This is a genomic window from Marinomonas sp. HM11-D, assembly GCF_057626615.1.
Window position 1 is genome coordinate 97,376 of sequence record NZ_JBMMKT010000008.1, and the last position, 19,944, is coordinate 117,319.

Here is a 19,944-nt window from a genome sequence, read left to right on the forward strand (position 1 = left end):
TATCAGTGGACCTCAGGAGTTGAGGCGCTTTCATCCACAAGGTCGCACTAAATCAAGACACAAAGCACCCACTAGCACCAAGTAAAGTCCAAACGCATCTTTTTGTGCATTTATCCACCAGAAACTAGTCATATTTCGCATCAATAAAGTGCGCCAAAACATTTTTATGCACCAAGCTTACACAAAATAAACAAAAACTATTAATTACAGCTTTAGTCTTGATCTATATTTATTAAAAACCAATAAAAAAGGAAAAATTTTGCACAATGCAGTGTTTTCGCCTTGACTCAGGGGCAACAACAGTCATTCCATAAGGTAGTGCCGAGCTTATTCAGCAGATTGCACTGGACTAGAAGACAACAAAAATAACTAAGAATGTTGGCAAGCTACTTGCTTCATACTTTGTACGAAAGCGAACCAAAAGCGATCTGCACAAGTATTTGAATGGATCTTCAAAGCAGATTCGACTTTGCAAACATAACAACTAGTAAAACGCCTGGAGGCAATATCATGAAATCGAACGTTGGTAAAATTCTCACCACCGCTGCGGTGGCAGCTACGATCAGTACCGGTGCAGCAGCAGCAACATTGGACGATGTTAAGGCAAAAGGCTTTATCCAGTGTGGCGTTAGCCAAGGTGTGCCAGGATTTTCAAACGCAGATGATGCGGGTAACTGGACAGGGATCGACGTTGATGTTTGTCGTGCCACGGCTGCTGCCATCTTCGGCGATGCGCAAAAAGTGAAATTCACACCGCTATCAGCGAAAGAGCGCTTCACCGCACTGCAGTCCGGTGAGATCGATATCCTATCTCGTAACACCACTTGGACTTACACTCGTGATACTTCTCTGGGCTTAGATTTCACCACGCCTAACTTCTACGATGGTCAAGGCTTTATGGTACGTAAGGACCTTGGTGTGGAATCCGCTCTCGATTTAGATGGCGCTACAGTCTGTACTGAACAAGGTACCACTACCGAGCTAAACATGGCGGACTTCTTCCGTAAACACCAGTTGTCGTACGTTCCAGTTATCGTACAAAAAGCCGACGAAGCCCTAGCCGCTTACGCCTCCGGTCGTTGTGACGTGTTCACCACCGACAAATCTGGTCTAGCAGCACACCGTACTAAGCTGGCCGACCCTGCGGCGCATATGATTCTGCCGGAAACCATTTCTAAAGAACCGCTTGGTCCTGTAGTACGTCATGGCGATAACCAATGGAAAGACATCGTGACTTGGGCGCAATTCGTACAGATCAACGCGGAAGAAATGGGCATCAGCTCTGCAAACGTTGCTAAGGTCAAAGCCGAAACAACTGACCCAGGCATCCGTCGTCTGCTAGGTGCAGAGGGCAACATGGGTGAGTCACTGGGCCTTGGCGCAGATTGGGCTTACAACATCATTGCTAAAGTCGGTAACTACGGCGAAATGTTTGAACGTAACGTGGGTCCAAATACGCCAGTAGGTCTACCACGCGGCGTCAATAATCTATGGAGCGAAGGCGGCGTTTTGTACGCGCCACCAGTACGTTAATCACGTCGTCATTCCTTCTGCAATTGGGAATACACCCAGTGGCAAGCGCCACTGGGTTACCCCTTCCGTCTTCCATCTGACGAGCATTTAATGCCTGAACCAAGATGAGCGAAAAAACTACAACTAATACGAGCTTTTTGAACGACGCTGGCAACCGTGCCCTGTTGTTCCAAGCAGTGCTCTTGATCGTAGTGGTGGCGGTGGGCTATTACCTGTTCCACAACCTCCAATCGAACTTACAAACTCAAGGGATTTCGACCGGTTTTTCATTTTTAAATGAACCGGCGGGCTTTCCGATCCTTATCCATTTAATCGAATACACCGAGGCGAACAGTTACGGCCGAGCGTTTGTGGTTGCCCTAATCAACACCACGTTAATTTCTCTTATTGGCATCCTACTGGCGACCATTATTGGTGTGGTAATGGGCTTAGCCCGTTTATCCAATAACTGGCTGGTGGCCCGTTTAGCGACGGTCTACATCGAGACCTTGCGTAACATTCCACTGTTACTACAGATGTTCTTCTGGTATTTCGCCGTATTGGCAGCGTTACCGCACCCGCGTGATAGCTTGATATTTGGCGACTTTTTGCTGAACAAACGTGGCATCTACTCCCCTAACCCCATTTTCCAAGAGGGTATTGGCATCGCAGTGGCGGCCTTCTTTATCGCCGTAGCCGCTTCTATTGCCTTGATTGTCTGGGCTAAGAAACGCCAAAAGAGAACCGGCGTCTGGTTTCCCGCTTATTGGACATCGATCGCCATCATTCTCGTGGGTACCGTGCTGGGATTTGCCATCGCCGGCTTCCCAGTAGAGTTTGAACTCCCTCAAAAAAGTCGCTTTAACGTTTCTGGCGGCATGGTGTTAGTGCCTGAATTTGTCGCCGTATTGGTGGCTCTGTCTACCTATACCGGTGCCTTCATCGCCGAAATCGTCCGCGCAGGTATCTTGTCGGTAAACTGGGGACAAACGGAAGCGGCACGATCCTTAGGCCTTCGTGATGGTCTAACACAACGTTTAATCGTGCTACCACAAGCACTACGCGTGATCATCCCACCACTGACTAGCCAATATTTGAACTTGGCGAAAAACTCATCTTTGGGGGCGGCGATTGCTTACCCTGAGTTGGTCGCAGTGGTCATGGGAACCACCCTTAACCAAACTGGTCAGGCGATTGAGACTATCGGTTTGTGTATGTTGGTATACGGCTCTTTAAGCTTGTCCATTTCGTTCTTTATGAACTGGTACAACAAGAAGATGTCGCTGGTAGAGCGCTAGGAGACCAATATGACAATTGAATTCAAACCCTCTCCAAGCCTCCCACCACCACAGAATGCTGTGGGTGCCGTGGCTTGGATCCGTAAGAACTTTTTCTCTTCGCCGCTGAATATCTTTTTAACCGTATTCAGCTTCTACATCCTCTATCTGCTACTGCCTCCGATGGTGCAGTGGGCGATTATCGATGCCACATGGGAAGGCACCTCTAAAGCCGCCTGTACCGCGGGTGGCGCCTGCTGGGCTTTTGTTCGGGTGCGTTTTGACCAGTTTATGTATGGTCTTTACCCTGCCACAGAGTATTGGCGCGTTAATGTCGCAGCCCTCTTGCTGGTCGTGCTAGTGGGCATGTTTGCCATTAAAGCCATCAACAAGCTGATGCTGTCGATTGCCATTATTGTGGTGTACCCAGTGGTCGCTTACTTCCTGTTCGCTGGCGGTGTTTTGGGCTTGGAAGTGGTGGAAACCTCACTTTGGGGTGGCCTATTCCTAACCATGCTGCTCGGTATCATTGGTATCGTGGCGTCATTTCCATTGGGCGTCATCCTAGCACTAGGGCGTCAGTCAGACATGCCCGTTGCCAAATCGGTGTGTGTCATCTTTATTGAGACCATTCGTGCAGTTCCCCTGATCACCATCCTGTTTATGGCCTCGGTGATGATTCCGCTGTTCTTGCCCGATGGCTTGAACTTCAACAAGTTATTGCGCGTTCTGATCGGTATTACCTTGTTCTCTGCGGCCTATATGGCGGAGGTGATTCGTGGTGGTTTGCAGGCGATTCCAAAAGGCCAATACGAAGCCGCTGATGCCATGGGTCTGACTTACTGGCAATCGATGATCCTAGTGATCCTGCCACAAGCACTAAAACTGGTCATTCCAGGCATTGTGAACACCTTTATCGGCTTGTTCAAAGACACCACGCTAGTCTACATCGTCGGTATGTTCGACTTCTTGGGCATTATTCAAATGGCCAACCATGATGCCAACTGGCTGGGTACCACCACAGAAGGTTACGCCTTTGCAGGCTTTGTTTATTGGGCTATCTGCTTCGGTATGTCCCGCTACTCCATGGCGGTTGAGCGTAAGTTAGATACCGGACACAAGCGGAATTAATTAACCATTTGAGGCCTTAACAGATGACAGATAGAAACATGGCACTTGCCCAACTTGAGCCGGGCGAAGAAGCAATCATTCAATTTAGCGATGTCAACAAGTGGTACGGTGAATTCCACGTGTTGAAGAACATCAACTTCAGCGTCAAAAAAGGCGAACGTATCGTTGTGTGTGGTCCATCAGGTTCCGGTAAATCCACCATGACCCGCTGTATCAACCGTCTTGAGGAACACCAAAAAGGTCAGATTTTGGTGGACGGCATCGAGATGAACGACAACCTGAAAAACATCGAAGCGATCCGCAAAGACGTGGGCATGGTGTTTCAGCACTTTAACCTGTTCCCGCATTTAACCATCTTGGAAAACCTGACGCTGGCGCCAATTTGGGTGCGTAAAACCCCTAAAAAAGAAGCCGAAGCCATGGCCATGCACTACTTGGAGCGCGTAAAGATCGCCAACCAAGCACTGAAATACCCAGGTCAGCTTTCCGGTGGTCAGCAGCAGCGTGTGGCGATTGCCCGCGGTTTGTGTATGAAACCTCGTATCATGTTGTTCGATGAACCCACCTCTGCCCTTGACCCAGAAATGATCAAGGAGGTACTGGACGTGATGATCCAGCTGGCTGACGAAGGCATGACCATGGTCTGTGTCACCCACGAAATGGGCTTTGCTAAAACCGTGGCGGACCGTGTGGTCTTTATGGATGCAGGGGAAATCGTCGAGGCGAATACGCCCCATGAATTCTTTGAAAGTCCACAGCATGATCGTACGCAATTGTTCTTAAGTCAGATTTTGAACCACTAATCTTGCTATTTGCGCCAATCCTGTCTAAAAAAGCCCCTTATGGGGCTTTTTTAGTTTGCTCAATAATGTCCTAATAAAGAAAACCGTTTTACTTGGGGATTCAGAGTGTCAGACCAACCTGTCGAACAACCTATTAGCACGCGAGTACGCATTGTTCACCTCGCCGATCACACTGGCAAACTGCAGGTTATTTTCCCCTATGACAGCATGCTCGACATGGCCGCTTTATCGCGCTTAACTAAGCGCCGCTTTGATCCCGTCGCCAACTACAACATCGAAGGCGACCCGCTGATTAAACCAAACACTTGCTCCACGCTCATTGATAAGTCCCTATTGAACAGCGATATCATTGAGCTACGCAGCAGCGCGCAACAAAGCTATAAAAGCTACTCTAAAGAAGAGTTTACCGACCGTTTTCAAGGTCCCTTATCCCGTTATGAACAGATCGCTATTCCGGTTGCCAACATTCCTAAACCGGTGGCCGATCTGAGCCAAGATCCCGAGCAGATGCAGGCAGCCTTAGGGAAATTTCAGTCCATGCGTTTACAAGCCCGCTTGGAAGAAACTCTCGAGATTCCGCCACTACCCGCATCATCGCACCGCATTATTCAGCTGTGCTCGAATGAACATGCCGGCACCGATGATCTGTGTGATGTGATCAGTTTAGACCCGTCTTTGTCAGCACAGGTGATCAGCTGGGCCTCGTCGCCCTATTACGGCGTACGTGGTGAAATTGACTCGGTGGAAGACGCCATTATTCGTGTTTTAGGCTTTGATATGGTGATGAATCTAGCGCTTGGCTTATCCATGGGTAGCGCATTTCAACTGCCGCAAAACGGCCCCCGTCACTACGAAGATTTCTGGTTCAGTGCCGTATCCCATGCGGTTCTGATGGAAGAGTTAGTGCGCAAAATGCCATCCGGTGAGCGCCCACGCTTGGGCCATGCTTATTTATCTGGCTTACTGCATAACTTCGGTTATCTAGCGATCGCCGTGGTATTACCGCCGCACTTCGGTATTTTGTCGCGCTATATCGAGGCCAATGCCCACCTGCCAACCGATGTGATTGAAATGCAAACCCTACATTTCACCAAAGAACAGCTAGGCGCTTGGCTACTGAAACATTGGGGCTTGCCAGAAAGCATCTACACGGCGGTGCGTTACAGCCAGACACCAAATTATCAAGGCGACCACTTCAAACTGGCACTTGGTTTACAACTTTGCCATCAACTGTTTAACGATGAGCCACTTAATCCTGAACTACTGCAAGCGTTAAACTTAAAAGCGGAAGACGCACAGAAGTGTCATCGCAAAGTACTCAGCTCTTCTAGCGAACTGTGCAAAATGGTTGATCTGATAAGCGGGGCCAAATGAACCTGCTAAACCACAAGCTGGCGCAGCAGTTTGACTACCGCTGGCATAGCATTGAGCAGGTTGCGCGCGTTGCCATTCCGAAAAATATCTTGCCGTGGCTAATCACCAGTCATTCGATTACCGCGAAGCTGCGTCAAGCGGGTCAATTGCGGGTCGAGGTATTAAGCGATGCTTGGCAACTCCCATCACCGCGTGAACGTCTACGATTGAAGTTAAAAAATCGCGAAACGGCTCGAGTACGTAGCGTCATTTTGTACGTCGATGAGATCCCTGTGGTGTATGCTCGGTCAATTATTCCAGCCCGCTCATTGCGCGGCTCTTGGCGCTACCTGCCGCATTTAGGCAACCGTCCTCTGGGTGGTTACGTGTATAAATCTAAAGGCTTACGCCGTAGCCCAACGGAAGTCGTGAAACTGCCTGCTGGTTTGATTCTGAATTGCCAAGACTCGCTCTGGGCGCGGCGTTCCGTATTTATCGAATATGGCCCAGGTATCTTGGTCAACGAAGCCTTCTACCCTGCCATCAGTGCTATTACGCCGGCCGCCGGACAACTTTAACAAAGCGATAAAATCCATGAGTAAACTAAAAGATTACGCCGACTTAACCCGTTTTAACCGCCCAATCGGTTCCCTATTGCTGATGTGGCCAACCCTTTGGGCACTTTGGTTGGCGGCCGATGGCTGGCCAGAATGGCATCTGATTTTCATCTTTGTACTGGGTGTGTTCAGCATGCGCTCAGCAGGCTGCGTCATTAACGACTTTGCCGATCGTAAAGTCGATGGCTTTGTCGAACGTACTAAGAACCGTCCGTTGCCGTCCGGTCGTGTATCAGAAGTAGAAGCCTTGGCACTGTTTGCCGGACTATCGATTTTAAGCTTTATTTTGGTGCTGTTTACCGACCTGCAAACCATTTTGCTGTCTTTTGTCGGTTTGTTCCTAGCAGCGCTGTATCCTTTTATGAAACGCTACACCCATTTACCGCAGCTGTTCCTAGGCTTGGCGTTCTCATGGGCCATCCCGATGGCCTACAGCGCTCAAGGGGGTAGCTTACTGGATCCGCAACTGTGGATGTTGTTTGTGGCGAACTGTTTCTGGACCATCGCCTATGACACCTACTACGCCATGACTGACCGTCCCGACGATTTGAAAGTCGGCATTAAGTCCACCGCTATCCTATTTGGCCGTTACGACTTACTGGTGATTATTATTCTGCAGGGCCTAACCCTATCGCTGATGATGTGGATTGGCGTGATTGCTCAGCTGGGGATTTTGTACTTTGTCAGCTTGTTGGGCGCTGTGTACCTGTTTTACCAGCAATACCAACAAGCCAAAGAGCGTGAGCGCCAAGCCTGCTTCCGTTCTTTCTTAGATAATAACCGTGTCGGTTACTGCATCTTTGCAGGAATCTTACTCGGGTATTACATTTAATTGTGGCAATCATGTGGCACTGATATGACAATTTAACACAGCTGTCATATTTAGCGGCTTTAATAACTACCGTTCCTGAGATGAGGATAAATCCTGTGACCGGTAAAAAAGTACTAATTATTGATGATGAAGCACCAATCCGCGAGATGATCGCCGTCGCGCTGGAAATGGCTGGCTATGAATACATGGAAGCGGAAAATAGCCAACAGGCGCATGAGATGATCGTCGATCACCGCCCTGATTTGGTGTTAGTGGATTGGATGATGCCTGGTGGCAGTGGCGTTGAGTTGACTCGTCGCCTGAAAAAAGACCCAACCACGGCGGAAATTCCCGTCATCATGTTGACCGCGAAAAGCGAAGAAGACAACAAGATTCAAGGTCTAGAAGTGGGTGCGGATGATTACATCACCAAGCCATTCTCGCCACGTGAATTGGTGGCGCGTTTAAAAGCGGTATTGCGTCGTGCCACACCACAAGGTGTCGACGACCCAATCGAAGTGGAAGGCCTACTGCTAGACCCTATCAGCCAACGCGTTTCCATTGGCACCATGCCAATCGAGATGGGACCGACTGAGTACCGCTTGTTGAAATTCTTAATGACTCACCAAGAGCGTGCCTACTCTCGCGCACAGCTATTGGATCAAGTCTGGGGTGGAAACGTTTACGTTGAAGAGCGTACGGTGGATGTGCATATTCGTCGTCTACGTAAAGCGATTGGCGATTCCCACGACTTTTTAATTCAAACGGTTCGCGGCACGGGTTACCGATTCTCTGCGAAACGTACGGCATAGACTTTATATGAAAAGAACTTGGCAACGAGCTTTCATTACATGGATGAGTGGACTAATGGCGGTGATCGCCATTGGTTTCGTATTGGGCCATATTCTTGCGCTAGCCTTATTGTATACGCTCGGTACGCTGTATTGGCAGCTGTATCAACTGTATCAATTTCACAATTGGCTACGCCGCTCCGGTAAAGCTGCGCCCCCAGACGCGACGGGTATCTGGGGTGAAATCTTTGATGCAGTCTATCGTCTGCAAAAGAAACAGCGTAAATCGAAACGTCGTATGCGCCAAGCCTTGAACCGTATCGAGAACTCCACCGCCGCGCTCAAAGAAGGCGTGATCATGGCCGATAATAACGGCAACTTGGAATGGTGGAACAACTCGGCGGGCTTGTTATTGGGCCTGCAACGTCCTGTCGATCGTGGTCAACCGATTACCAATATTCTGCGTAATCCGGAATTCTTTAAATACTTCACGCAAAAGCGCTTTGGTGAGCCTCTCGTGATTAAATCGCCTTCAAAAGAAGGGGTATATTTAGAGCTGCAAACCACGCTTTACGACCAAAACGATCACCTGATTTTTGTCCGTGATGTGACCCGTTTACATTTGCTAGAGCAGATGCGTAAAGACTTTGTCGCAAACGCTTCCCACGAGCTGAAAACGCCACTGACAGTGATCAAAGGCTATCTTGAAACCTTATCCATGTTTAAAGATAACCTGCCGCCGTCCATGCAACGCGGTATCGTCAATATGACCGATCAGTCGTTGCGTATGGAGCATTTGATCGAGGACTTGTTGTTGCTGTCTCGCCTAGAGACCAATGATCAGAAAGAGCCCCATCAATGGCTTAAGCTGGAAGACATTTGTGAGACGGTGCGTAAAACCGCCCTGCCGATGATGTCAGAGCAGCATGAGATTAGCTTTGAGATTCCAGAAGATAGCTACATTTATGGCGCTACCAGTGAGCTTTATAGCGCGTTTTCAAACCTTATCTTCAACGCGATCAAGTACTCACCAGAAGGTGGTCACGTTCAGGTAAAATGGATTCAAAATGAATTCAGTGGAGTGTTCTCAGTAGAAGACCAAGGTTTGGGCATCGACCCACGCCACATTCCACGTCTAACGGAACGCTTCTTCCGTGTCGATAAGGGCCGCGGCTCTAACACTGGTGGTACTGGTTTGGGCTTAGCGATCGTCAAGCACGTCTTGATTCACCATAACGCCAAGCTGCAAATTCGCAGTCAACCGGGGTTTGGCAGCACCTTCTCCTGCCACTTCCCAACCGACCGTGTACGCCAAGAGGCATTGCTAGCGACCGTGGCAAGCGATGTGGAAGACAACGTGGATGACGTGAAGAAAGTGTCCGATACGGCTGAGAACGGCTCAGAAACATCCGCGCATACGCCTTCTGCGTAGTGCAGCACTCAGATACAAAAAAGCCCAATGCAATGCATTGGGCTTTTTTATGCGTCGTCTGAATCGTTCTTACAACGAATCAAATAAACGCTGAATAAAGGCTTCCTTGTCCGCGTCCTGATCGATCAAACACAGGGTCACGGTTAAAAACGCCGAGTCATGTTTTTTCTCAGTGGTCGCCACCGCTTGCACGTAGTAGTTCAGACGATTCACCTTCTGCTCAAAGGTTAGGTCTAAGACCGCTTGATCCAACACGGTTGGGATCACGTCATCACTTTTGATCAACAGGGTGGCTTCTTCTTTGCCGAAATGCACCACCATACAACGGAACTCTTTACCCGCAAAACGCACCTTGGTTGGGATTTTCACATCCTTAATCGATACGGTTGGGTTGGTGATCTTAGGTGTGGGTGCAGCTTTCGGATTGGCCGTCCCCGCCATCAACACATCCAATGAACCCGACGCCACACCGCCGGTCGAAGGCGCCACATGGCTACGCGGTGCCGAATCCAGCTTTTTTTCCAAGCCGTTGCGCTTCGCCGCCGCCAACACCTTCTGTACCAATTGATCTGCTGAGAAGGGTTTGCCCAGATAATCGGTCACCCCCGATTGCACTGCTTCCACCACATGGGATTTATCGCCACGGCTGGTAATCATGACAAACGGTAATACGTCTTTCTTGTAATTGGGTTGCTCGCGACACCACTGTAGCAACTCAACCCCCGTCATTTCTGGCATTTCCCAGTCACATAGCACCATATCGAAGGGCACTTTTTCCAGCATTTGCTGGGCTTTGCGACCATTCACCGCTTCTTCCACCGTGACCGATGGAAAGCGCTTACGCAAGGTTCGTTTAATCAAATCACGAGTAAACGACGCATCATCAACAACCAGTATTTTCAAAATCGAGTCCTATCGGGTCTGAGACAATAAGTCGGCGTAATTCACAAAGCGTTCACTGAACAACTTAATCCAAAGCAAGGTCGCCGCTACCACCGCAATTGGCATCACAAATAAATTCAAAAACGGAATGGTCACGGCAAACATCACAATAAAGCCAAACGTCCAGCACAATAGCGGCTTTTCGCGTAACGACGCACGCATCTCAGGGAACGGAATCTTATTGTTATCAAAAGCGTAATCCATATATTGCAGCGCTAACATCCAAGCCGAGAACAACACCAACAAGAACGGCGCCACCACGTTTACCACCGGAATAAAAGACAGCAACAGCAGGCCGAGGAAACGCGGTAGGAAGTAAAACAACTTCTGTAACTCACGTTTTAAACTGCGTCCCGCAATCGCCATCAAGCCGGCAACGCTCATATCTTCATCAAACTGCTTACCGGTTTGATGCTCTTCCACTTTCTCCGCCAGAAACGCCATAAAGGGCGCCGCTAAGATATTCACACCGACCGAGAAGCTATAGAACATCAACAAGCCAACTACAATGTTGAGTAACAGATAAAATAGCCAGTTTAGGAATGACAACCACTCTGGCATAAAGCCCATCATTTCATCGACCGCGACGCCCATGTAACTTAACGCAACCGTATACAGCAATACCATCAGCGCAATGTTTGCTAAAATAGGAGCTAATAGAAACAAGCGTAAGCGGCGCGACAGCAGCAGTGGGAAGGCTTCGATAATGGCGCCAACGGCGCTAAAAGGATGAGTGATCACAGGTTGAGTCCTTGTTGCAAAACTTCTCTGAATAACATTTAGGGTGCCTATTTAAGCATATTTTTGTGTCCGCTGTGTGCCAACCGCCGCACCAAATCGTGCGCTTTTTCAACACAGCGAGCCACATATATAATGGCTGCTTGTTTTTTGAGCGGATTGCTTCTATCGCTTAAAATCAAATTTGATACACTGTAAGGCTCACACTTATGGTGAGCCTACTTCTGATATGGATATAGCTATGAAACGTCTTTTTTGGACCGCCTTGGTGGTAGCTTCCACCACCCTTTGTCAAAGTGCCTTCGCCGTATCAGAAGCGCAGCAAGGACCGGTTGTGTTAAGCGTTAGCGGCTACAGCGGCACCACCAATCCTCCAGTACCAGCAGAGTTTGATTTGCACATGCTTAAGCAACTACCGGTGCATCAAATCTTAACGCAGACCCCATGGGAAGAAGGCTCACACCACTACGTGGGATTCGACCCGAATGATCTACTCGAGCAATTAGAGATCCAGGGCAACCTCATTCGTTTGACCGCGTCTAATCAATACATTACCGAAGTGCCGTTAGCGGATTTTGACCATCATCGCGCCATCATTGCCTATGAAATGGATGGTAAAGCCATTTCCGTACGCAATAAGGGTCCGCTGATGGTGGTATATGATTTTGACCAATACCCAGAACTGCGCAATGAAGCCTATTACGGCCGTTCGATTTGGCAAATTCAATCTCTGCAAGTATTGATGCTAGACAAATGAGCGCAACAACCGAGCAAACCCCAGAGCGCAATAAGCAACGCAAACGCACCCTAATTAACTTATTAATTATCTGCGTTTGTAGCGCATCACTGCTGACTTTTTTGCTGATTCCCTTGGCCGATAACAGCACACGTCTGAATGCCCGCCAAGTATTCGACAGCTCCCGTTGGCACTCTTTGCAACTGCAGCTACAAACCTACCGTTTGATGAACTATTTATCAGACCTCAAAGCGCAGGACCTACCGGTCAATGGCAATGCTTACTTCCAATACGACTTGGTATTAAGCCGTGTCGATTTACTGCGTAAAGGCGATCTAGGTCGTCATATTCGTAACTTTGCCAATGGTCGAGCGACCCGTTTACTGAACATTATTTCTGGTGAATTAGAGCTGATTAGCCTCAATATCGAACACTTAGAAAACGGCCGTTTAGACCAAGTACCGATTATTATGGCGCGGCTACGTTCGCTGGATTCACAAATTACCGACTTCGTGGTGATCGTTAATCAGGGTGCTAACGATTATGTCACCAACAAACGGGCCGAGTTGGATGTGCAGTTGGAATATATCCAGCTGATCTCCCTTATTCTGTTAGTAATTTCCGGTGCACTCTTGTTAATGACCTTTAAACTGTCGCAAACATTCCGCCAGTCGCTGAACCGCACCGCCCGCTTGGAACAACGTATCCAAGACACATTGAGTGGCAAAGTTGAGCTGATCAGTCGTATCACTAATGAACTTAAACCCACCATCACCAGTATGATCAGCCGTCTGTCTTCGCTAAAACAAGACAGTGCCGATCCAATAACACAAACGGACTTAGAGCGTATCACGAACCAGAATAGCCAAATCCTCACCTTGCTAGATGGCTACCATGACTTGATTCTGATCGAAGCCAACCAACTCAAGCCGCACCTTAGTGAAGGCGTGATCCGCGACCATCTGGATTACACCATTAACGCATTGGAGCCGACCTTTCATGCACACAATGTCAGAGTGGTGTGTCAGGTGGACCCGCGTATCCCAATTAAAGTAGATACGGATTACAAACGTCTGCACGAAATTCTCACAGCGCTTATTCTACAAATGACGCCGCACTGCATGAACGCTGAGCTGCTGGTGAACATTCGTCCCTCGACCTTGCCGATTTTACATCTGCCCGAGAAACGCAGTAATAAGGCCATTAAGATGGTGCAAATAAGCGTGCGTGATTCCGGAGAAGGCTTACCGGAAGCGATTCAAATGGGCTTGCGCGCCAACCCTTTTAATCCGACCAATACGGTGGCCAATCAGATCCATCAGATGGGCCTTGGCTTTACCCTATGCCATTTATTAATTGGTTCACTCGATGGCGAATTACACTTTTCGACATCACAAGAAAAAGGCTCTGAGATTTGGATAGACCTACCGATGGGGGTTAACACTTTCGCTAATGAGCCGAACCCCGAGCATGCCGCCACATCTGTCGCTGTTCTTAGCAGCGATAGCCTGCTCGACCAAGCGATCGAAGCGGTGCTGGCAGAACACTATGCGGTACAAAGAATCTCCGAAGAACAGCTCACCATGTTAGTTCTCAATGACTCGCCAGTGCCGTTTTTATGGTTATTGGTCAGTGACAAATCGACCATTTCCAGCATACAGTTAGAATACTTAAAACAGCTGCAACGACAGTCGGTCAAGATTATTTGGTGCTCCGCTCTCGCTCAGAAGTACCCTGAGTTTCACGCCGAGGCGGTCTACCATTACCCCATTACCGCCAGTCAATTAGCGGCTTTATTACGCTCACAGGATTAGGAGCACTCCCCATGGTAGTGGATCATACGCAATTAAAGACTCTGAAAGATATTCTGGGACGTGACACCTTACTTAAGGTGAAACGCAGCTATGAGGAAGACAGCCAAGCCAAGCTAGTCACCTTGGAAGTGGCGGTCAGCACGGGCAATCTTGAGCATGTTGAGCAGCTTAGCCACTCGCTGAAGTCAGCCAGCTCAAACCTGGCTTTGGTCTCATTAGCGAGCTTATTTGCGCAGATGGAAGCCAGTGCCAGTCAAGGTCAAACGGAGCCACTTAGCGCCCTGTTTCACAGCGCCAAAGCGGAATACCCCAGTGCCCTTAATGAACTGGCAGCACTGCTGTAATAGACCATTAAAAACAAAAAAAGGGGGCGAGATCTTAGGATCTCGCCCCCTTTTTATATGCGCGCAATGAATTACGCTTTTTTCTCGTCTTTCGCCAGTTGCGCCAACTCTTCCGTTGGCACGTGACGCACGTTCACACCGTTGATCAAGTACACTAGGTGCTGACATAGGTGGCGGGAGTGGTCACCGATACGCTCTAGGGCACGTAGTACCCAGATCACGTTAAACACACGGCTGATTGAGCGTGGGTCTTCCATCATGTAAGTGATCAAAGAACGAATCGCTGTTTTGTACTCAAGGTCCACCGAGCGGTCCGCTTGCGCAACGCTAACGGCTAGCTCAAGGTCTAGGCGAGCGTAAGCATCCAAGCTCTCGCGTACCATGCGTGACACCATTTGACCAATACGGCTGATTTCCACGTAACCACGTGGCGATTCGCCTTCTTGAATCAGTTTAAGAGCATGATCGGCGATTTTCTTCGCTTCATCCCCCATGCGCTCCAGCTCACTGACCGCTTTGCTGATCGATAGGATCATACGCAAGTCGGTGGCCGCAGGCTGACGTTTTGCAAGGATACGCGTACATTCCTCGTCAATGATGCCGTCTAGCTGGTTCACCGTGGTATCTTTTTCTTTCACTTCTTCTGCTAGCGTGCCATCGCTTTCTAGCAGTGCTTGGATCGCGTCCGATACTTGGTTTTCAACTACACCACCCATTGTTAAGAAGTGCTGACGTAGTGTCTCCAGTTCGCTGTTGAACTGTTGAGAAATATGGTCCGTTGTTAACTCTCTCATGATCGCAGTTCCTTATCCTAGCCGTAACGGCCTGTGATGTAGTCTTCAGTTTGTTGTTTAGTTGGGTTAGTGAACAAGCTGTTTGTATCACCAAACTCCACCATGTTGCCCATGTACATAAACGCAGTATAGTCAGAAACACGTGCTGCCTGCTGCATGTTGTGGGTAACGATGGCAATGGTAAATTCTTCTTTTAGCTGGTGAATCAGCTCTTCGATCTTCAAGGTAGAGATCGGGTCAAGTGCTGACGCTGGCTCGTCTAGTAGCAATACTTCTGGTTTCACCGCTACCGTACGGGCGATTACTAGACGCTGCTGCTGACCACCGGACATGCCTAGGGCACTTTCGTGTAGACGGTCTTTTACTTCGTCCCACAGCGCCGCTGAGCGCAGTGCCCATTCAACCGTTTCGTCGATCACACGCTTCTTGTTAATCCCTTGAATACGTAGGCCGTAAGCCACGTTTTCGTAGATACTTTTCGGGAATGGGTTTGGCTTCTGGAATACCATGCCCACGCGACGACGTAGTTCCGCTACGTCGGTGCCTTTTTCGTAGATGTTGGTGTCGTGCAGGTTGATTTCACCTGTGATGCGACAGCTGTCTACTAGGTCGTTCATGCGGTTGAAGCAACGTAGCAGCGTTGATTTACCACAGCCAGATGGGCCGATAAACGCGGTTACTTTCTTCTCAGGGATGATCATATCGATCCCTTTCAGAGCTTCTTTGTCGCCGTAGTAAAGGTGTAAGTCTTTAACGGAAAGACAAACTTTTTCGTCTTCAATGCGCAGCGCCTGCTGGCTACGTTGCATTGCTGAAATATCAATTGAGTGTGTATTTGTTGCGCTCATAATCGTCTCTCTCCGCCGTCTTACATTTCCAGCGATTTGTATTTTTCACGTAGGTGGTTACGGATGGTAACGGCTGCTAAGTTAAGCAATGCAATCACGATTACCAATAAAAGTGCAGTCGCGTAAACCAATGGGCGCGCTGCCTCTACGTTTGGACTCTGGAAGCCCACATCATAAATGTGGAAGCCCAAGTGCATGAATTTCTGATCCAAGTGGATGAACGGGTAGTTGCCATCCAATGGTAGCGATGGTGCCAGTTTTACCACACCCACCAACATCAGCGGCGCTACCTCACCGGCAGCACGGGCTACCGCAAGAATCACACCGGTCATGATCGCTGGGCTGGCCATTGGCAATACCACACGCCATAGGGTTTCGGCTTTGGTTGCCCCCAGTGCCAAAGAGCCTTCACGTACGTTACGAGGAATACGTGATAGACCTTCTTCGGTGGCTACGATAACCACTGGCACGGTTAGCAGTGCTAGGGTGATCGACGCCCACATTAGACCGCCGGTACCGAAAGTCGGTGATGGCAGTGCTTCAGGGAACAAGGCTTGGTCAATACCAGAACCTAGGAAGTAAACGAAGAAACCTAAACCGAATACACCGTATACGATCGAAGGTACACCCGCTAGGTTGTTTACCGCGATACGGATAATACGTGTCACAAAACCTTGTGATGCGTATTCACGTAGGTAAACCGCCGCCACCACACCAAATGGTGTCACTAGGATGGTCATCAACAATACCATCATGACAGTACCAAAGATCGCTGGGAACACACCACCTTCGGTGTTCGCTTCACGTGGCTCAGCGGTTAGGAATTCCACCACTTTCGAACCGTAGAAGCCCATCTTCTCAGCAATGCCCATAGCATTTGGACGGTAAGCACGCACGATTTTCGCAACTTGTAGCTCATGTTCGCTGCCATCCATCACTTGCACGATGAAGGTATCACGGTTGATTTCAGCGTACAGATCGATCAAACGTTGTTGTAGCGCTTGGTACAAGGCATCTTGCTCAGCACGCTGGGCATCGATGTCGGCCAATTTCTCTGGCGTTAGCGCATTGTTTAGCTCTAAACGGCGCTGTTCCAGACGTAGACGCTCTAGCTTGTAGTTGATCGTACCGATTTCGCCTTTTTCCACTTCGTGGATGTCGTCGTAAATCGTGCTCGCACGCGCAATACTTTTCTCAAACGCTGCCCAAGTCGCCAACGCAGAATCCGTTGCCGTCAGGTCAGACGTTTGCGCAACGACTTGGCCATTCTCTTTCACTGCTTTTAGGTAGCCGTACAAGTTACCCCATTCGTGACGTTCCGCTGCGAACAGCATTTCTGGTTTGGTCACATCGGTGTAGTACTCGTCGATTACCCAACGGAAATCCGAACCGTAGACATCACGGTTACCGGTTTTCATCAAGGAACGCATCATCAGATCATGATGATCTTCCACATCGATACCCGCTTCACGAAGCTGAGCCGCCGGTACTTCGGTTGACTCAACACGTTCTGCTACCAATGTGTAAGGCGTTGAGCCTGGTAGGCTGTAAGTACCTTGGTTAATGTCGGCTGGCCAGAAGTGACCTAGACCACGTACCGCGATCAAGGCCAATAGACCGATTACCATGATCACACAGATCGCTACCGCGCCTGCGTTCAACCATACCCATGGATCACCAGACTTCACCCACTGTGATACGGTTTGATTTTTTAATTTCAGTTCATTACTCATTACAGCGATCCGTATTTCTTACGTAGGTGCTGGCGCACGGATTCAGCGATGGTGTTCACAACAAAGGTGAAGGTAAACAACACAAACGCTGCCAAGAACAAGATACGGTAGTGCGAGCTACCCACTTCTGACTCAGGTACTTCCACGGCCAAGTTAGCCGCCAAGGTACGCATACCTTCGAAGATGTTGAAGTCCATAATTGGTGTGTTACCAGTGGCCATCAATACGATCATGGTTTCACCAACCGCACGACCCATACCGATCATGATGGCAGAGAAGATACCTGGACTTGCGGTTGGTAGTACCACACGCGTCATGGTTTGCCAGTAAGTCGCGCCCAACGCTAGAGAGCCTTGAGTTAGCGCTTTTGGCACAGAGAAGATCGCATCTTCAGTGATCGAGAAGATCGTCGGAATGACCGCGAAGCCCATCGCAAAACCAACCACTAGGGCGTTACGTTGGTCGAACGTGATACCTAGATCGTTAGTGATAAAGCCACGGATGTTACCGTCGAAGAAGCTCAATTCGATCACAGGACTCATTGCCACACAGAACCAGCCTAGTAGTACGACGACTGGAATCAGTAGCATTGGCTGCCAGCCTTCTGGCACTAGGAAACGGATGCTCTGTGGCATACGTGACCAGATAAAGGCAAATAGTAAGATACCCAGTGGCAATACGATCAAAATACTGAACGCTGCGGCAAGGTTTTCTTCAAGGAATGGTGCGAAGAATAGACCCGCCAAGAAACCTAGGATGACCGTTGGTAGGGCTTCCATCAACTCGATCACAGGTTTTACTTTACGGCGTAGACCCGGTGCCATGAAGTAAGCGGTGTAGATCGCGCCACAGATTGCCAAAGGTACCGCCATCAACATCGCGTAGAATGCGGCTTTCAGGGTACCGAACGCCAATGGCATCAAGCTGTATTTTGGCTCGAAGTCGTTGTTCGCCGCAGAAGACTGCCAAGTGTATGTCGGCTCTTGGTAACCTTCGTACCACACCTTGCCCCATAGGGAAGACCAAGATACTTCAGGGTGTTCGTTGTCGACGGCAAAGAAGTGCAGACCTTTCGCGTCTTCTAGCAACAGACCGTTAGCACGCGGTGCAAAGCTGATCATAGTTGCCGTATCATCACTTAGACGCTCGTTGATCACTTCACGACTAGAGGTAGCGTTGAAGATAGAAACCACACCACGCTCATCTAGGGTCGCAAAACCTTTACGACGGTGCTCCATCGCCATGTCTACTAGACCGGCAGGATGTTTCACATCACGGATGTAAGTCAGGTGCTCAACGTTGTTTTCATCACGTACGTTAAACCATTGGCTCACACGACCCGCGCTGTCGGCCACCATCACTGATGACTGACCTAGCAAGTAGCGCATAGACACTAACTGTGCATTGCCTTCGATAAGGTCGATTTGATCTTTTAAGGTCACGTCGTTTAGATCACGTAGATCGAATTCAGACATGTTGCCCTGTTGATCGGCGACGTATAGGTAACGCTGATCACCCGAGATAAGCAGCGAGTGCGTACCCGCAACAAATGGAATTTCTGTGCTGGTTTCAGTCAGTTCGACTTCTTCAGTGATGAAGTTCACATCTTTCGTGACACGCGTTACTTGCGCTTGTTGATCGCCTACGGCGGCAATCGTCATACGCTCGTCGTTGTTACGGATGCTCAGGTGACGTGGCGCGAAATCCGCCACTTGAATCCCTTCTGTACCATAAGGGAATTCAATGCTTGGAGTGATTAAACGCTCACCGTCTGGGTAAGTCGTTTTGTAGGCTTGTTGCGCAACTAACACGCGGCCATCTTCGAAAGCGAAGGCCATTAGTCGGCTAGTATCAGATTCTAAAGCAAACGCCGTTGGCTTACCCAATGGGTTAGCCACTTGGTTCATGACACGTCCGTCTGCCATATTGAAGTAAATCATGTCGCCGTTTTCTGCGACACGGAAACCGACTTCTGTTTGTTCTTCAGAAGTTAGGTATAGACTTTTACCAGACTCGGCGGCTGGCAAAGCGTAGCTGTCTTTCTGCTCAATACTGGCACCAGAAAATAGCGGTGCAACCTCGTACATTAAGTAGAAACATATCAGTAGGACAGCCAAGATCACACTGCTACCACCAATGGCAATGCCAATGCCTGCAGTACGGTCTTTTAGCGCACGAACTTTACGATGACGCTTGAGAGCCGGCGTATCGAAGTCTAGTTCGGGTATTTTTTGATCCGCTTTTGTACTCATCCGAATTCACTTTTTA

General features: G+C 49.1%; 18 protein-coding genes. 12 read left to right on the top strand and 6 right to left on the bottom strand.

Translation table 11 applies throughout. The annotated features are described in order from the left end of the window. The first annotated feature begins 510 nt into the window (after positions 1-510). The 9 genes from ACOSVP_RS12305 to phoR all read left to right on the top strand — a co-directional run bounded on the left by ACOSVP_RS12305 (position 511) and on the right by phoR (position 9,727). On the top strand, positions 511-1,533 hold the full coding sequence (locus ACOSVP_RS12305; protein ID WP_487347804.1) for an amino acid ABC transporter substrate-binding protein: 1,023 nt from the start codon (positions 511-513) through the stop codon (positions 1,531-1,533). 104 nt (positions 1,534-1,637) lie between these two features. Next, the gene (locus ACOSVP_RS12310) at positions 1,638-2,810 is read left to right on the top strand and encodes an amino acid ABC transporter permease (RefSeq protein WP_487347805.1); all 1,173 of its coding nucleotides are present in this window, start codon (positions 1,638-1,640) and stop codon (positions 2,808-2,810) included. 9 nt (positions 2,811-2,819) lie between these two features. Then, a complete protein-coding gene (locus ACOSVP_RS12315) occupies positions 2,820-3,920 on the top strand; it encodes an amino acid ABC transporter permease (protein ID WP_487347806.1) in 1,101 nt (366 codons plus the stop codon). Between the two features lie 23 nt (positions 3,921-3,943). Continuing rightward, positions 3,944-4,723 carry an amino acid ABC transporter ATP-binding protein gene (locus ACOSVP_RS12320; RefSeq protein WP_487347807.1) on the top strand — a complete coding sequence of 260 codons (780 nt, stop codon included), beginning with the start codon at positions 3,944-3,946 and terminating at the stop codon, positions 4,721-4,723. Between the two features lie 105 nt (positions 4,724-4,828). Beyond that, positions 4,829-6,097: an HDOD domain-containing protein gene (locus ACOSVP_RS12325; protein ID WP_487347808.1), complete on the top strand. Its 1,269-nt coding sequence runs from the start codon at positions 4,829-4,831 to the stop codon at positions 6,095-6,097. Further along, the gene (locus tag ACOSVP_RS12330; protein ID WP_487347809.1) at positions 6,094-6,654 is read left to right on the top strand and encodes a chorismate--pyruvate lyase family protein; all 561 of its coding nucleotides are present in this window, start codon (positions 6,094-6,096) and stop codon (positions 6,652-6,654) included. Before ACOSVP_RS12325 ends, ACOSVP_RS12330 begins: the two co-directional genes overlap by 4 nt. Before the next feature lie 16 nt (positions 6,655-6,670). Further along, positions 6,671-7,525 (top strand): 4-hydroxybenzoate octaprenyltransferase, encoded by an 855-nt coding sequence (gene ubiA / locus ACOSVP_RS12335; protein WP_487347810.1) that lies wholly within the window; start codon positions 6,671-6,673, stop codon positions 7,523-7,525. A 95-nt stretch (positions 7,526-7,620) separates the two neighbouring features. Next, positions 7,621-8,316 carry a phosphate regulon transcriptional regulator PhoB gene (gene phoB, locus ACOSVP_RS12340; protein WP_487347811.1) on the top strand — a complete coding sequence of 232 codons (696 nt, stop codon included), beginning with the start codon at positions 7,621-7,623 and terminating at the stop codon, positions 8,314-8,316. A 7-nt stretch (positions 8,317-8,323) separates the two neighbouring features. After that, positions 8,324-9,727 carry a phosphate regulon sensor histidine kinase PhoR gene (gene phoR / locus ACOSVP_RS12345; RefSeq protein WP_487347812.1) on the top strand — a complete coding sequence of 468 codons (1,404 nt, stop codon included), beginning with the start codon at positions 8,324-8,326 and terminating at the stop codon, positions 9,725-9,727. Positions 9,728-9,796: 69 nt separating this feature from the next. Here the strand turns inward: phoR and ACOSVP_RS12350 are convergent, their stop codons facing one another. Together ACOSVP_RS12350 and cysZ are read right to left on the bottom strand one after the other, a co-directional pair. Continuing rightward, positions 9,797-10,630 (bottom strand): response regulator, encoded by an 834-nt coding sequence (locus tag ACOSVP_RS12350; protein WP_487347813.1) that lies wholly within the window; start codon positions 10,628-10,630, stop codon positions 9,797-9,799. 9 nt (positions 10,631-10,639) lie between these two features. Continuing rightward, positions 10,640-11,410, bottom strand: a complete 771-nt coding sequence (gene cysZ / locus ACOSVP_RS12355; protein ID WP_487347814.1) for a sulfate transporter CysZ — start codon at positions 11,408-11,410, stop codon at positions 10,640-10,642. Between the two features lie 238 nt (positions 11,411-11,648). Between cysZ and ACOSVP_RS12360 the strand changes: the two genes are divergently transcribed. Genes ACOSVP_RS12360 through ACOSVP_RS12370 form a run of 3 tightly spaced genes read left to right on the top strand, consistent with a single transcriptional unit; the run spans position 11,649 to position 14,301 of the window. Beyond that, entirely contained in the window at positions 11,649-12,164 is a 516-nt protein-coding gene (locus ACOSVP_RS12360) for a putative pterin-binding protein (RefSeq protein ID WP_487347815.1), read from the top strand. Continuing rightward, a complete protein-coding gene (locus ACOSVP_RS12365) occupies positions 12,161-13,957 on the top strand; it encodes a sensor histidine kinase (protein ID WP_487347816.1) in 1,797 nt (598 codons plus the stop codon). Before ACOSVP_RS12360 ends, ACOSVP_RS12365 begins: the two co-directional genes overlap by 4 nt. 11 nt (positions 13,958-13,968) lie before the next feature. Beyond that, the gene (locus ACOSVP_RS12370; RefSeq protein ID WP_487347817.1) at positions 13,969-14,301 is read left to right on the top strand and encodes an Hpt domain-containing protein; all 333 of its coding nucleotides are present in this window, start codon (positions 13,969-13,971) and stop codon (positions 14,299-14,301) included. 71 nt (positions 14,302-14,372) lie between these two features. Here ACOSVP_RS12370 and phoU read toward each other — a convergent pair whose 3' ends face one another. From phoU to ACOSVP_RS12390, 4 genes are read right to left on the bottom strand one after another with little or no spacing between them, the layout of a single operon-like run. Beyond that, a complete protein-coding gene (phoU, locus tag ACOSVP_RS12375; RefSeq protein ID WP_487347818.1) occupies positions 14,373-15,095 on the bottom strand; it encodes a phosphate signaling complex protein PhoU in 723 nt (240 codons plus the stop codon). 17 nt (positions 15,096-15,112) lie between these two features. Then, a complete protein-coding gene (gene pstB / locus ACOSVP_RS12380) occupies positions 15,113-15,943 on the bottom strand; it encodes a phosphate ABC transporter ATP-binding protein PstB (RefSeq protein ID WP_487347819.1) in 831 nt (276 codons plus the stop codon). A gap of 20 nt (positions 15,944-15,963) precedes the next feature. Beyond that, positions 15,964-17,676 (bottom strand): phosphate ABC transporter permease PstA, encoded by a 1,713-nt coding sequence (gene pstA / locus ACOSVP_RS12385; RefSeq protein WP_487347820.1) that lies wholly within the window; start codon positions 17,674-17,676, stop codon positions 15,964-15,966. Next, positions 17,676-19,928 (bottom strand): ABC transporter permease subunit, encoded by a 2,253-nt coding sequence (locus ACOSVP_RS12390; protein ID WP_487347821.1) that lies wholly within the window; start codon positions 19,926-19,928, stop codon positions 17,676-17,678. Before ACOSVP_RS12390 ends, pstA begins: the two co-directional genes overlap by 1 nt. Between the last annotated feature and the right edge of the window lie 16 nt (positions 19,929-19,944).

Bases quoted from the DNA above. Each gene is read 5' to 3' on its own strand.
- ACOSVP_RS12305 (WP_487347804.1), top strand. From the start codon at position 511: ATGAAATCGAACGTTGGTAAAATTCTCACCACCGCTGCGGTGGCAGCT.
- ACOSVP_RS12310 (WP_487347805.1), top strand. From the start codon at position 1,638: ATGAGCGAAAAAACTACAACTAATACGAGCTTTTTGAACGACGCTGGC.
- ACOSVP_RS12315 (WP_487347806.1), top strand. From the start codon at position 2,820: ATGACAATTGAATTCAAACCCTCTCCAAGCCTCCCACCACCACAGAAT.
- ACOSVP_RS12320 (WP_487347807.1), top strand. From the start codon at position 3,944: ATGACAGATAGAAACATGGCACTTGCCCAACTTGAGCCGGGCGAAGAA.
- ACOSVP_RS12330 (WP_487347809.1), top strand. From the start codon at position 6,094: ATGAACCTGCTAAACCACAAGCTGGCGCAGCAGTTTGACTACCGCTGG.
- ubiA (WP_487347810.1), top strand. From the start codon at position 6,671: ATGAGTAAACTAAAAGATTACGCCGACTTAACCCGTTTTAACCGCCCA.
- phoR (WP_487347812.1), top strand. From the start codon at position 8,324: ATGAAAAGAACTTGGCAACGAGCTTTCATTACATGGATGAGTGGACTA.
- ACOSVP_RS12360 (WP_487347815.1), top strand. From the start codon at position 11,649: ATGAAACGTCTTTTTTGGACCGCCTTGGTGGTAGCTTCCACCACCCTT.
- ACOSVP_RS12365 (WP_487347816.1), top strand. From the start codon at position 12,161: ATGAGCGCAACAACCGAGCAAACCCCAGAGCGCAATAAGCAACGCAAA.
- ACOSVP_RS12370 (WP_487347817.1), top strand. From the start codon at position 13,969: ATGGTAGTGGATCATACGCAATTAAAGACTCTGAAAGATATTCTGGGA.
- phoU (WP_487347818.1), bottom strand. From the start codon at position 15,095: ATGAGAGAGTTAACAACGGACCATATTTCTCAACAGTTCAACAGCGAA.
- pstB (WP_487347819.1), bottom strand. From the start codon at position 15,943: ATGAGCGCAACAAATACACACTCAATTGATATTTCAGCAATGCAACGT.
- pstA (WP_487347820.1), bottom strand. From the start codon at position 17,676: ATGAGTAATGAACTGAAATTAAAAAATCAAACCGTATCACAGTGGGTG.
- ACOSVP_RS12390 (WP_487347821.1), bottom strand. From the start codon at position 19,928: ATGAGTACAAAAGCGGATCAAAAAATACCCGAACTAGACTTCGATACG.